The following is a 12,373-nucleotide window of genomic DNA, read 5'->3' on the forward strand; positions in this document are numbered from 1 at the left end:
CGTCGCGCTGCGCAACGCCCATCCCGCGTTCGCCGCCGCACGCGCTGTCGTATAGTGCGGCGATTCCAGGGGAAGGAAAAAGGGGATGGGTACCCAAGCCAGGCTTCGCGTCGCCCATCGGTGGATGGCGGCGGGCGTACTGCTGATCGCCAGTGTCGGCGGCGCCCGCGCCATCGGCCCGCGCGACGCGCGCAACGGCGAGGAGTGCCGCGCCCAGGTCAACGCTCACTTCGACGCGGTCGAGGCGGAGATGCTGGCGTACGGAAACTACAGGGGCATCGCGGTGACCGAAGACGAAGGCCGCGGCCCCATGTTGCTCGATTGCAAAGGGTTCGAGGATAGCCTGCAGGGCGAGCAGATCGCAGCCGCGCTGCAGCGATTGTCGTTGGCGATCGACACCTTGCGCACGGGCCACGCGCTCACGGCGGTCACGATCGAACAACTGGCAACCGATCGCGCCGGCATCGAGGAGATGTCGCCACAGCCCTATCGCCACGAATACCTCCTGCAGTATGCCGATTACCAGCGCTACCTGTCGTTGGCGACGACCCGCGCCGCCATGGCCCCCACGGGCGACTCGCCCAAGGCGATCCATCGCTGCGGCACGCCTGACCATCCGCTCTTCAGCGATCAACCCTGTGCGTCCCATGGGTCGACCCCGCACGCCGCGCTCGCGGAAACCTGCCACGGTTTGCGCGAACATCTGGCGGACAGCAAGCGCGCCTACGACGCGGCCGCCGCCGCGCTGGTGGCAAGCGCGGATGACGCCGGCGACGGCTGGCGCGCCATCGAAGCGCGGCGCCGCAAGTCTCTTTCGGATCTGCGCTGGTACGGCGATCGCGCCCGCCTGCAGGGCTGCCCTCCGTGATGGGCCGGTTCGCCTTTCTGATGCTGCTCCTCGCCGGCGTGCTCGGCGCAGGCCCAGTGTCCGCGCAATGGCATCCCACGGCGGGCCACCTGCAACCGTTTGGCGGTTACCTGACACCGCTGCGCGGAGGCACGGTGGACGTGCTGTCTGACGGCAGCGTCCTTGCCTACGGCTACGGCATGTCCGCCAACGAGTGGCGCGCCGAACAGGACCAGAACGACGCCTTGCGCCTGCGTCACGGCATGGAAAGCGGGCCGGACCCTTCGCCCAAGCTCTACGATCCCGCCGCCGGGGGCTGGGTGCGCGTACCGCGCGCGCCGCAGTGTCCGGACGGCCATGTCTACCTGCACACCAGCACCGTGCTGGCCGACGGCCGGCTGCTGATCGCCGGCGGCCTGTGCGACGTGGCGCAGGCCTTGAACGATTCGGCGCCGTATCCGCCGTATGCAGGCATGTCGATCTGGGATCCGCTCAAACGACAGTGGCAATCGGCGCCCGCGTTGGCGCAGACGCGCATCTTCCATACCGCCACGCGGATGCCCGATGGCAGCGTGCTGCTGATCGGCGGCGAAAGCGATCCGCAGTTGCCGCACGATGGCAGCGGCGTGCTTGCCAGCGTGGTGCGCTATGCAGGCGGCAAGCTGGTTGCCGCACCGAGGATGGCCGCCGCGCGGGCCAAGCACAGCGCGACGGCGCTGTCCGACGGCAGCGTGCTGGTGCTCGGTGGCCTTGATGACACCAATCATCCGCTGACTTCGGCCGAACTGCTCGACGCCCGCGGACAGGCCTGGCGAACGCTGCCACCGATGCACGTGGCACGCTACGCGCACACCGCCACCCTGCTCGCCGATGGCCGCGTACTGGTGGCCGGCGGCATGGGCGAGGATGGCCGGCCGCTGCGTTCGGTGGAGCTATGGGATCCGCGCAGCGGCACATGGAGCGAGGGCGCGGAGCTCCCGGTGGGGCTGTACGGCCACGCTGCGGTCCGGCTGGCCTCCGGTGCCGTACTGGTCGCCGGCGGCACCTGGCTGCAGCCGGTCCAGGGACAATCCTCGCCGTGGGCGTGGTTGTGGGATCCGCATTCGCAAGGTTGGCAACTTGCCGGAACCACTTCTCCCAGCGTGGGCAACGACGCGCCGCAGCCGCTCGGCATGGTGGCGCGATCCGATGGCAGTGCGTTGATCTTCACCGCCAACGGGGTGTTGCGCTGGTCACCCGAGACACCGGCTGCGGACGTGCCCGCTTGGCGATCGACGCCCGCGATCGCCGCGCTGCCCGGGCATCGCGTGATTATGTTGGGCTACCTCGCCGACGATTTTCGCGGGCTGCCGGTGGCGCGCATCTGGAACGCGCGCACCGATCGCTGGAGCAGCACCGGCCCGCTGGAGGCGGACTCGGCGGGACACCCCGCGGCCTTGGCGCTGCGGTCGGGGGATGTCCTGTATGTAACGATGAAATCGCGGCACGAGTTGCAGTGTCACCGCTGGTCGGCTCCCATCAACCGCTGGTCCGGCTGCGGCGGCGCGACCTTGCAATACCTGGCCGATTCACGGCCGCAACTGGGCCTGTTGCCGGACCGGCGCGCGTTTGCCCTGGTCAACATGCACGAGGCCGCGGTGCTGAACGAGCGCACGGCGCGCTGGACGATCTGGCGCGTCGACTGGCACGACAAGGGGATCACCTACGGCGCGCCGGTGCACGGCCAGCAGCCGCTAGCCACCATCACCGACCCGACAGGACGCGAAAGCTTCGAGATCAACGACGCTGGCGCCCGCTTCGTGCACGCCGATGGTTGGCGGGCCACCGCAATGCTGTGGAACGCCGGCACCGGCTGGTGGGATTACGTGTTGATGGGGCGCCAGATGGGCGCCGACGCGCAGCGCCTGCCTGATGGCTGCGCCATCTCGACGTATCCGGTGGCGCTGTATCGGCCGGCGGATGCGCGGGTGTTCGCGCTGTCCGACCCTGGCTTCGGCAGCACCAGCCACGTTATGGCGGTCCTCGATGACGGCACCGTGGTGGTGGCGGGGCCGGGCCGCGACACGCTGGCAGCGGGCGCCGGCTTTTTCCATCGCCAGGCAAGCTGCCGCGGCTTTGCCCCGCCACCGCCGGGCGATCTCTACATCTCGCCCACCGTCGCGATGAAGCCGATCGCGCCGCCACCCACGGCTGCTGCGCCCGTGGCGAAGGCAGCGGCGCCGCGTGGACAGCAGCACTTCAGCTGGGACGGCATCGGCAACGTCAAGTGGGTCATCCTCGCCTGCCTGGGTTCGTGGCTGGCCTATCGACTGTTGCGCCGCGTCGCCTGGCCGCGCTTGCGCGGCGGCTATTCGCTGGCCGCCCGGTTGCTGGTGTATGGCGGGCTGGCCATCGTGCTGATGCCGTGGGTGCTGTCGCTGTCGACCTGCGTGCACCGCGTGCCCAAGGCCGACTGGGAACGCATGGGCGTGGCCGCACGCGAGACCGCCAAGGTGATGATGACGCCGAGCCAACGGCCATGCGGGCTCATCGGCCTGTGGTCGTCCACGCACAAAAGCATCATGCGGCGCATCGAATTGCGCGACGACGGTCGCTACGTGATGACCCCCAGCGCGTTCGACCGGCGCTCGACCGCCGGCTTTACCGGCCGCTGGAAAGTGCAGGCTGACAAGATCGTGTGGCAGCCCGACGGGAGTGGCGTGATCGACGTCAACGCAATGCTGGAGGCAAGCGACGGCCGCTTCCAGGTGATCGAAACCGATGGCGCACCAACCCGTTTCGAGCGCATCCAGGCGAAGCCATCGACGCAGTGCGACAAACCCGCAAGCCAGGCACGGGAGTGATCGGATGACGCCCACGGTTCGATGGACGATCACGCTGCTGCTGGCGGCGACAGGCGTGTTTTCCGCCCGCGCGGACGACGCGGTCTACAAGTGCCGGGGCGACGTGTTCCAGGACCATCCCTGCGACGGCGCGGTCCCGGCTGCGCCTGCATCATCGACCGTGCCGCCCCCGCCTGCTTACGACGAGCGGGCACTGGAGCGCGAACTCGACCGGTTGCAGGCGCTGGGCGTGGGCATGATCCAGCGAACCCTGCCCGAGACGCAGCCGCCGCGGGTGGCGCCGGTGTCGAAGATGCACGGCTTGTTCAAGCCGGAACCGCGCCTGTCCCGCATGGCGCGCGAGTTGCGCGACCGGGCGATCACCGCGCGCATGCAGGCACAGGCCGAACACGGCAATGCGGTATCGGCCGCAAAGCTTGGCCAGGTGATCGAACAACAGGAGCAGTACTGCGGCGGCGAACTGGCGAAGCTGCCCACGGTGGGCATGAGCGATGAGGCCTTCCGCCAGTGCACCATGCTGGCCCGCTTTGGCGAGGTGGACCAGATCGTGGTGAGTCAGGCCGACGGCGTGGCGTTGCGGCTGTACGTATTCCCCACGGCCGGGGTCCGCGTGTATTCCATCGGCGGCGTGGTGACCGCGATCAAGCCGTGAGCGGAGGGCCCACGAGGCGGGCAAGACCGACGCGCTGAACGGACGACCGCCCCGCCCAGTCGATTGTTGACAATCGTTCGCATTCGCGTTCTCATATGCGTCATGTACGTCTGCATGTGCAATGCCGTCACCGACCACGACATCCGCCGCGAAGCGGCCGATGGCGTGCAGACGTTTGCCGAATTGCAGGCGCGCACCGGCTGTTCGGACTGTTGCGGCTGCTGCGGCGACGAAGCCCGCGCCACCTTCGAGCAGGCTCGCCGGCAGGTGCTCTGCCAGCTTCCGCTCGTCGCCGCCTGAGCCGACCTCGGGCTTCGCGCCCGGCGGCAAACCATTGGCATTCTCATTTCCGTCCTGACCGTCGCGGAGTTTGTATAGTCCGTGGGTCCGTCGCGATGGAGGAAAGGCCATGAAGGGTGATGCCAAGGTCATCGAGTTTCTCAACAAGGTGCTCTACAACGAGCTGACCGCGATCAACCAGTATTTTCTGCATGCCCGGATGTACAAGAACTGGGGCTACACCGAGCTGGCCGAGCACGAATACAAGGAGTCGATCGACGAGATGAAACACGCCGATCGGCTGATCGAGCGCATCCTGTTCCTCGACGGGCTGCCCAATCTGCAGCGGCTGGGCAAGCTGCGCATCGGCGAGCATCCGGTGGAAGCTCTGCAGGGCGACCTGGACCTGGAGCTGGCCGCCACCGTCGACCTGCGCGAGGCGATCGCCTACAGCGAAGGCATCGCCGACTACATCAGCCGCGATCTGTTCAAGCACATCCTGCATGACGAGGAAGAACACATCGACTGGCTGGAAACCCAGTTCAACCTGATCAAGGACATCGGCGCGGAACGCTATCTGCAGAGCAAGATGCAGAGCTGACGCCGGTCGCGCAGCGCGCACGCCGCCACGGCGCATCCGCGCGGGCGTGCGCCCGTTCCTTGACGCTTTCGTCACGCCCGGGCTATACCTCGGGTTTTCCGGGAACGTCCTCCCATGGGTTCACGACCACCTCCGCGTCTCGTGGTGCGCAGGCACGACGACGTCGGCCATCGCTGGCGCCGCCTGGGGTGGGGTTTGGCGTGGTTGGCCAGCCTGCTGGCGGTGGGCGCGGCGGTGCATGTGCTGGGCGTGCGCGGCACGCCGGCAGTAGTCGACCACAAGCAGCAGCGTGCGCTGCTGGCAGAGGTCGACGATCTCAAGCAGCAGGTGGCGAACCTGCAGCGCGCTGGCCAGGTCAACGAGGTGGCCACCAGCGCCTTGCGCGGCACTCTCGCGCAGCGCGAGAAGGAGTTGAGTGCGCTGCGTTCGGACCTCGGGTTCTATTCGCGCCTGGTCGCCGGCAACGATCAGCGCCAGGGCCTCAAGCTGCAGGAGGTGAAGCTGCAGCCGATCGCCGGTTCGCGCGGCTGGACGCTGATCCTCAGCCTGACCCAGAACGCCAAGCGCGGCGCCGAGGTCAACGGCCATGCCACGGTCAGCGTGGAGGGCATGCGCAAGGACAAGGTCGTGACGCTGGACTGGCCGGCGCTGGGCGACGGCGCGCAGAAGGACGGCCTGCCGTTCCGCTTCACCTATTTCCAGCAGTTGCAGGGCACGATCGTGCTGCCCGCGGATTTCCGGCCGACACGGCTGCGCATCCGCGTCGATCCGGCCAGCGGCGAGACCTTCAGCCGCACCGTGGCGTGGAGCGCCGCCTTGTCCGGCAACATCACCACCGCCGAGGGAGACCGAGATGCTCAACCGTAGACGCAGCGACCGCAACCGCGGCAGTTCCGAAACCAGCCTGATCGCCCGCGGCACGGTGATCCGCGGCGACTTGCGCTTCAGCGGCGCCTTGCACCTGGACGGACGCATCGAAGGCACCGTGCTGGCCGAGGGCGACGATGCCATGTTCACTCTGAGCGAGCATGGCGAGGTGGAGGGCGAGGTGCGCGTGCCGCAGGCGGTGATCAACGGGCACATCACCGGCGACGTGTACATCAGCGTGCGGCTGGAGCTGGCGCCGCTGGCGCGCATCGACGGCGACCTGCGCTACCACACGCTGGAAATGGCTGCCGGCGCCCAGGTCAACGGGCACATGGCGCGCCAGGCCGAGCCGGCGCAGCGCGCGCTGGCGGCGCCGGCGACCGACGCCACCGGCAGCGACGAGGAAGCCTTGCCGGCCTGACGCGCTATGCTTGCATCTGTCCGCCTTCATCCCCATTCAGATCACCATGGAAACCATCGTCGCAATCCCCGATTACCGCAGCGGCGGCACTCCGCTGGAGTTCACCGCGGCCGCCGCGCACAAGGTGCATGAGCTGATTGCCGAGGAAGGCAATCCGCAGCTGAAGCTGCGCGTGTATATCTCCGGTGGCGGCTGCTCGGGGTTCCAGTACGGCTTCACCTTCGACGAGGCACAGGCCGAGGACGATCTGGCGGTCGAGCGCGAGGGCGTCACGCTGCTGTGCGATCCGCTGTCGCTGCAGTACCTCACCGGCGCACAGATCGACTACGCCGAGAACCTCAGCGGCGCGCAGTTCGTGATCAGCAATCCGAACGCGAAGACCACCTGCGGCTGCGGCTCCTCCTTCACCGCCTGACCTCCTCGCCATGGACCAGGCCAGGCTGCCGCGCCCCAACACCTTCGCCGGCCTGAGCCTGGTGCTCGACCGCATGGCTGAGCATCGCGACGAGGCGACGTGGGTGGCCGCGCAGGCACGCGCCGACACGGCTCGCTACCTGCTGCTGGATGCCACCGGCGAGGCCTATCTCCGCCGCGACGACGACGCGCTGCGCTGGCTCACCGCCGCCGAACGTACGCAATGGCTGGCCGACACGCGTGCCAGCTTGCTCGGCATCGCGCACGAGCGGCCGCACTTCCTGCTGGTAGTGAGCGATCGCGAGCAGGGCGACGCGCTGGAAACCGCGCTGGACGCACGTCGCATGAGCCTGCGCAGCGCCGGCCTGTTGCTGCCTGCGGACGAGGCCGGCCTGTTCGCCTATGCCAAGGGGCTGTCGCACTGGCAACGCGAGACGCAGTTCTGCGCGTACTGCGGCGGGCCGTTGCAGCTGGTGGCCGCCGGGCATCGGGCGCAATGCCGCAACCCCGATTGCGCGCGACTGCATTTCCCGCGCACCGATGCGGCGGTAATCATGCTGGTGGAGCACGACGGCGCCTGCCTGCTGGGCCGCCAGCCCGGCTGGCCGCCGCACCGCTATTCCACCCTGGCCGGCTTCGTCGAGCCGGGCGAGGCGCTGGAAGATGCCGTGCGCCGCGAGGTGGCCGAGGAATCGGGCGTGATCGTGGACGAGGTGCGCTACCACTCCTCGCAGCCGTGGCCGATGCCGGCGTCACTGATGGTCGGCTTCATCGCCACCGCGGTATCGCGCGAGATCCGCATGCGCGACCTCGAACTGGAGGATGCGCGCTGGTTCACCCCACAGCAGATCGTCGACGGCATCGCCGACGGCAGCTTCCTGCCGTCCACACGCTTGTCGGTGTCCTACCGGCTGCTGGCGCACTGGCTGCACGGGCGCGCCGGACTGGACCTGGACGCGTTGACCGCCGTCGCACCCGTCGCCTGATCCCTTCCGGCGGAACTCCATCGCGGCGCGCGGGTCGTTGTCCGGGTACCCGGCCACGGATGGACCTCTCCCATGCACCCGACTCACCGCTTTCCGGCAGCGATGCGCGCATCGAGCGGGCGCGTCGCCATCCACGTGGCGGTGATCGGCGTGCATCTGGCGGCATGGCTGGTGTGTTTCCATGCCAGCCCGCGCGTCTGGCGGCCCGCCGCACTCTGGCGCCATCCGCCATCGACGCCGCTCACCCTCCGGTTGCTGACGGTGGTAGCCACGGCCGCACCGCCCAGGCGGCCATCGCAGCGTCCTTCGGTACGGCACCCTCCGCCGCCCCGAGGCATCGTCACGTCACCGAAGCCCACACCGCTGCCGGCGACGTCACCGGCGCGCGAGCGCAGCGCGATCACCACCAAAGCCGACGTACCCGGTTACGTCGCCGGCGGCAATCTTCTGCGCGGCGGGATGTCCATGCCGCGCCCGGTCCGCCTGCCCGGCTCCTCGACGCCGATCGTGGAGGGTTTCCGCATGGTCGACCCGCGCATGCAGGGCGTCGGCGGCGCCGTGCGCATGGTGCAGGCGTTGTTCGGCGTGGTCGACCCGCACTGCATGGACGTGGAGGTCTGGCGCGGCATGACGCCGGCCGAGCAGTTGGCCCGGCACATCAGCTCCACCGACGTCGAACGCACCGCCGAGCGCTACCACTGCGGGCCCGGCTGAGCGGCGAGCGCCAGCGGGCTGCACACGCGCTCGTTACAATGCGGCCATTGTCCGGGAGTGCGTCACCATGGCCATCCGTCTGCTCGTTGCCCTGATCGCCCTTGGCCTGCTGCATGTCTCGCCGCAACTGGCCAGCTGGCGCCGCGACGGCCTGTTCCGGCGCTGGGTGGCGCAGTTGTCCGACACCAGTGGCGCCGGCCGCGTGGTGCTGGCGCTGGCCCCGCCGCTGCTGCTGTGCGCACTGCTGGTGTGGCTGTTCGGGCACACCGTACTGGGCGAGTTGCTGCCGCTGCTGTTCGCCGTGGTGGTGCTGATCTACTGCTTCGGTCCACGCGAGTTCGAGCGTGACCTGGAGGCGATCCTCGCCGCGCCCGACGACGTCAGCCGCGAGGCGGCGGCGCAACGGCTGTCCGACGACGGGCGCCCGGTGCGCTGGCACGCCCCGGCGCTGGGCGAGGCGATCGTCTATGCAGCGTTGCGCCGACGCTTCGCGGTGCTGCTGTGGTTTTTCCTGCTCGGCCCGGTCGGCGCGCTGCTGTACCGGCTGGCGCAGACGCTGGGGCGCGACGACTCGCTGGCGCTCGACGGCGACAGCCAGCATGCCGCCCACTACCTGGCCAACGCGCTGGACTGGTTGCCGGCCCAGGTGCTGACCTTCACCCTGGCCGTGGTCGGCCACTGGGATGCGGTGATCGAGGCGTGGCGGCGCTGGCACATCCAGGCCACGCCGACCAGCTGGTATCAGCGCGGCCCCGGCTTTCTCGGCGCCGCGGCGCAAGCCGACGTGCGTATCGACGTCGAGGCCGGCGACGGCTATGCCGAGGAGCACAGCGATCCGCTGGACGAGCTGCGACGCCTGCGCGGCGCCTTGCTGCGCGCCTTGCTGGCCTGGCTCAGCGTGATCGCCTTGCTGGTGATCGGCAGCTGGGTGAGCTGAAGCCGGCGGGCGGGGCCGGCTTGGACCAGCTACGCCAAGGCAGGGCGGGCACTGCCCGCCGCTTGCCCCGCCGCGCTCAGGCAAGCTCCCCGCGCAATTCGCGAACCCTGGCTTCCAGCGATGCGGCGCTGGCCGCCTGCGGCGGCACCGGCGCATCCACGACCAGTTCCACCCGCGCCCGGAAGCGCCGCGGCAGGCGCAGGCGGCCGAGCCGGGTGTCGCGCCGGCTCCACACGCTACCCCACAACCCCCGCAGCGCCAGCGGCACTACCGGCACCGGGCGCCGGGCCAGGATCTTCTCCAGCCCTGGCCGGAATGGCGCGATCTCGCCGTCGCCGGTCAGGCCGCCCTCGGGGAAGATGCATACCAGCTCGCCGTCGGCCAGCGCCGCGTCGATCGCGTCGTACGCCTGCTGCAGCACGACCGGATCTTCCTTTTGCCCGGCAATCGGAATCGCCTTGGCCGTGCGGAACACGAAACGCAGCAGCGGGGTGTGGAAGATCCGGTAATACATCACGAAGCGCGCCGGCCGCCGCAGGTTGGCCATCAGCAGCAGCGGGTCCATGAAGCTGACGTGGTTGCACACCAGCAGCGCCGGACCTTCCTCGGGCAGATGCTGCATGCCGTCGACGCGCACCCGGTACAGCGTGTTCACCAGCACCCAGGTGATGAAGCGCATCAGGAACTCGGGCACCAGGGTGAAGATGTACACCGCCACCAGCACGTTGAACAGGGCGGCCAGCAGGAAGATGGTGGCCGCGTCCATGCCCAGCCGGCCCAGCACCAGCCCGAACACCGCGGCCAGCACGATCAGCAAGGCATTGATGATGTTGTTGCCGGCGATTACCCGCGACAGCCGCTCGCGCGGCGTGCGCGACTGCACGAAGGCAAACAGCGGCACCACGTAAAAGCCGGCGAACACGCCGATCGCGGTGAGGTCGAGCACGATGCGCCAGCTGCCGGCGCCGTGCAGGAACGCCAGCCAGTCCAGTCCGCGCGTGGCCGCAAGCCCGTGCCGGGCCAGGTACAGGTCGATGCCGAACACGGTGAGGCCGAACGCGCCCAGCGGCACCAGGCCGATCTCCACCCGCTTGCCGGACAGCTTCTCGCACAGCAGCGCGCCGACGCCGGTGCCGATCGAGAACAGGGTCAGCACCAGCGTGTTGACCGAGCCGTCGCCGCCCAGCGTCTCGCGCGTGTAGATCGGCAACTGCGCGATCAGCACGGTGCCGAAGAACCAGAACCACGAGATGCCCAGCACCGCGTTGAACACCGCGCGATCGGCGCGGGTGATGCCCAGCACGCGGGCGGTCTCGCTGAACGGGTTCCAGTTGAACTTCAGGTCGGGCGCGGTCGCCGGCGCGGCCGGAATGCGCCGGCTGGCCAGATAGCCGGCCACCGCCACCGCGATGGTCGCGCCGGAGGCCAGCATGGGCCCCACGCCGGCCACCAGCATCAGCGAGTTGCCGGCGATCATGCCCACCAGCATCGCCATCTGCGTGCCCATCTCGACCAGGCCGTTGCCGCCGACCAGTTCCTCGTTCTTCAGTGCCTGCGGCAGGATCGCGTACTTGATCGGCCCGAACATGGTCGAGTGCATGCCCATCATGAACAGCACCACCAGCAGCAGCGAGGTGTGGTGGGTGTAGAAGCCGTACGCGGCCAGCGTCATCGCCGCGATCTCGAACAGCTTCACGTAGCGGATGATGCGGCTCTTCTCGTACTTCTCCGCCAGCTGGCCGGCGGTGGCGGAAAACAGGAAGAACGGGATGATGAACAGTGCCGGCGCCAGGTTGGTGTAGAGCCCCACGGTGCGGTCGTCCAGCCCCATCTGGAACGCCACCAGCATCACCAGCGCATTGCGGAACGCATTGTCGTTGAAGGCGCCCAGCGCCTGGGTCCAGAAGAACGGCGCGAAACGCCGCTTGCCGAGCAATCCGAATTGGCTCATGCCTTGTCCTGTGATGGGTCCCCGGCGCCACCACGGCCGGCGGCGACCGGGCGACGGTAGCAGCTGCGGCGCACCGGACGAAAGATCGGCATGGCATGAAACTCCCCGCCATTCGCGCGGTCGCAACCTGGTTGCCGGCGCCGGTTCGGGGTCGACGGCTTGGCACGGCACCGGCGGCGGGCGCAAAATGCTGCGTGGACGACCCGGTTTTCCCGCCGCGGCGATCGTCCCCGAAATCTTGCGCCCCGGTGCAGTCTCCTACCCTACCGACACGGCCACTCCCATGAGCAAGTCCTCTCCCCAGGTTTCCGGCGGCACCTTCGCCGACCGCATCCGGCTGCTGATCCAGCGCGTCGGCAGCGCCACCGAGATCGCCCGCATGTGCGGCTTTTCCGAAGGCGTGGTGCGCAGCTGGCGAGACGGCAATACCGACCCCTCGCGCGCACGCTGCGTCACCCTGGCGCGCACGCTGGGCATCTCGCTGGTATGGCTGGTGGCCGGCGAGGGCGGCATCCAGATCGACCCGACCCCGACCATGCAGGACGACCAGCACAGCAGCCAGGTCGTGCGCACCCAACGCGTCCACGCCAAATCCGGTACGGTCACTCGTCTGCCGTTGTCCGCGCAGATGCAGGGGTTGGACCCGCAGCGCCTGAACACGGCGATGCAGATGCTGCAATCCGAACTGGAACTGGCCGGCAGCCCGCTGGGCCTGGCCGAGAACACCGACCTGCTCACCGAGCTGTACGAGATCCTCGGCCCGGGCGGCGTCAACGTGGACGCCGGCGCGATGATGGCGTTCAACCGCCACCTTGCCCAGCGCCTGCGCAAGGATCGCCTGGCCTCCACCACGGCCTGAGA

At 69.0% G+C, this 12,373-nt stretch carries 13 protein-coding genes; 12 read left to right on the forward strand and 1 reads right to left on the reverse strand.

The annotated features are described in order from the left end of the window. The first annotated feature begins 85 nt into the window (after positions 1 to 85). From ACVCMI_RS01005 to ACVCMI_RS01055, 11 genes are all read left to right on the forward strand, one after another. Complete coding sequence (locus tag ACVCMI_RS01005) at positions 86 to 868, forward strand: hypothetical protein (protein WP_447097785.1); 783 nt, start codon at positions 86 to 88, stop codon at positions 866 to 868. A 20-nt stretch (positions 869 to 888) separates the two neighbouring features. Then, positions 889 to 3,690 carry a kelch repeat-containing protein gene (locus tag ACVCMI_RS01010; RefSeq protein WP_447097784.1) on the forward strand — a complete coding sequence of 934 codons (2,802 nt, stop codon included), beginning with the start codon at positions 889 to 891 and terminating at the stop codon, positions 3,688 to 3,690. A 4-nt stretch (positions 3,691 to 3,694) separates the two neighbouring features. Further along, complete coding sequence (locus tag ACVCMI_RS01015) at positions 3,695 to 4,342, forward strand: hypothetical protein (RefSeq protein WP_447097783.1); 648 nt, start codon at positions 3,695 to 3,697, stop codon at positions 4,340 to 4,342. A gap of 102 nt (positions 4,343 to 4,444) precedes the next feature. Further along, positions 4,445 to 4,642: a (2Fe-2S)-binding protein gene (locus ACVCMI_RS01020; protein WP_395136000.1), complete on the forward strand. Its 198-nt coding sequence runs from the start codon at positions 4,445 to 4,447 to the stop codon at positions 4,640 to 4,642. Between the two features lie 109 nt (positions 4,643 to 4,751). Next, a complete protein-coding gene (gene bfr / locus ACVCMI_RS01025; RefSeq protein ID WP_395120634.1) occupies positions 4,752 to 5,222 on the forward strand; it encodes a bacterioferritin in 471 nt (156 codons plus the stop codon). 114 nt (positions 5,223 to 5,336) lie between these two features. Continuing rightward, positions 5,337 to 6,089, forward strand: coding sequence for a DUF6776 family protein (locus tag ACVCMI_RS01030; RefSeq protein ID WP_395120635.1), 753 nt, complete (start codon positions 5,337 to 5,339; stop codon positions 6,087 to 6,089). Beyond that, positions 6,076 to 6,510 (forward strand): bactofilin family protein, encoded by a 435-nt coding sequence (locus ACVCMI_RS01035; protein WP_395120636.1) that lies wholly within the window; start codon positions 6,076 to 6,078, stop codon positions 6,508 to 6,510. The genes ACVCMI_RS01030 and ACVCMI_RS01035 overlap by 14 nt, the downstream gene beginning before the upstream one ends. Before the next feature lie 46 nt (positions 6,511 to 6,556). Next, positions 6,557 to 6,925 (forward strand): iron-sulfur cluster insertion protein ErpA, encoded by a 369-nt coding sequence (erpA, locus tag ACVCMI_RS01040; protein WP_447097782.1) that lies wholly within the window; start codon positions 6,557 to 6,559, stop codon positions 6,923 to 6,925. 10 nt (positions 6,926 to 6,935) lie between these two features. Continuing rightward, the gene (gene nudC / locus ACVCMI_RS01045) at positions 6,936 to 7,910 is read left to right on the forward strand and encodes an NAD(+) diphosphatase (protein WP_447097781.1); all 975 of its coding nucleotides are present in this window, start codon (positions 6,936 to 6,938) and stop codon (positions 7,908 to 7,910) included. Positions 7,911 to 7,982: 72 nt separating this feature from the next. Then, a complete protein-coding gene (locus tag ACVCMI_RS01050; RefSeq protein ID WP_447097780.1) occupies positions 7,983 to 8,624 on the forward strand; it encodes a hypothetical protein in 642 nt (213 codons plus the stop codon). Positions 8,625 to 8,691: 67 nt separating this feature from the next. Further along, entirely contained in the window at positions 8,692 to 9,561 is an 870-nt protein-coding gene (locus tag ACVCMI_RS01055; RefSeq protein ID WP_447097779.1) for a beta-lactamase induction protein, read from the forward strand. Between the two features lie 76 nt (positions 9,562 to 9,637). On the opposite strand, the gene ACVCMI_RS01060 is transcribed toward ACVCMI_RS01055, so the two are convergent. After that, the gene (locus ACVCMI_RS01060; RefSeq protein ID WP_447097778.1) at positions 9,638 to 11,512 is read right to left on the reverse strand and encodes an MFS transporter; all 1,875 of its coding nucleotides are present in this window, start codon (positions 11,510 to 11,512) and stop codon (positions 9,638 to 9,640) included. Between the two features lie 283 nt (positions 11,513 to 11,795). On the opposite strand from ACVCMI_RS01060, the gene ACVCMI_RS01065 reads away from it, so the two are divergent. Next, positions 11,796 to 12,371, forward strand: coding sequence for a helix-turn-helix domain-containing protein (locus ACVCMI_RS01065; RefSeq protein WP_395120642.1), 576 nt, complete (start codon positions 11,796 to 11,798; stop codon positions 12,369 to 12,371). Positions 12,372 to 12,373: the final 2 nt, after the last annotated feature.

It is taken from the genome of Rhodanobacter sp. UC4448_H15, from assembly GCF_052978265.1.

Excerpts from the sequence above, each read along its gene's own strand:
- erpA (WP_447097782.1), top strand. The coding sequence starts at position 6,557 with ATGGAAACCATCGTCGCAATCCCCGATTACCGCAGCGGCGGCACTCCG.
- ACVCMI_RS01005 (WP_447097785.1), top strand. The coding sequence starts at position 86 with ATGGGTACCCAAGCCAGGCTTCGCGTCGCCCATCGGTGGATGGCGGCG.
- ACVCMI_RS01030 (WP_395120635.1), top strand. The coding sequence starts at position 5,337 with ATGGGTTCACGACCACCTCCGCGTCTCGTGGTGCGCAGGCACGACGAC.
- ACVCMI_RS01020 (WP_395136000.1), top strand. The coding sequence starts at position 4,445 with ATGTACGTCTGCATGTGCAATGCCGTCACCGACCACGACATCCGCCGC.
- ACVCMI_RS01055 (WP_447097779.1), top strand. The coding sequence starts at position 8,692 with ATGGCCATCCGTCTGCTCGTTGCCCTGATCGCCCTTGGCCTGCTGCAT.
- ACVCMI_RS01060 (WP_447097778.1), bottom strand. The coding sequence starts at position 11,512 with ATGAGCCAATTCGGATTGCTCGGCAAGCGGCGTTTCGCGCCGTTCTTC.
- ACVCMI_RS01035 (WP_395120636.1), top strand. The coding sequence starts at position 6,076 with ATGCTCAACCGTAGACGCAGCGACCGCAACCGCGGCAGTTCCGAAACC.
- ACVCMI_RS01065 (WP_395120642.1), top strand. The coding sequence starts at position 11,796 with ATGAGCAAGTCCTCTCCCCAGGTTTCCGGCGGCACCTTCGCCGACCGC.
- ACVCMI_RS01015 (WP_447097783.1), top strand. The coding sequence starts at position 3,695 with ATGACGCCCACGGTTCGATGGACGATCACGCTGCTGCTGGCGGCGACA.
- ACVCMI_RS01010 (WP_447097784.1), top strand. The coding sequence starts at position 889 with ATGCTGCTCCTCGCCGGCGTGCTCGGCGCAGGCCCAGTGTCCGCGCAA.
- nudC (WP_447097781.1), top strand. The coding sequence starts at position 6,936 with ATGGACCAGGCCAGGCTGCCGCGCCCCAACACCTTCGCCGGCCTGAGC.
- bfr (WP_395120634.1), top strand. The coding sequence starts at position 4,752 with ATGAAGGGTGATGCCAAGGTCATCGAGTTTCTCAACAAGGTGCTCTAC.
- ACVCMI_RS01050 (WP_447097780.1), top strand. The coding sequence starts at position 7,983 with ATGCACCCGACTCACCGCTTTCCGGCAGCGATGCGCGCATCGAGCGGG.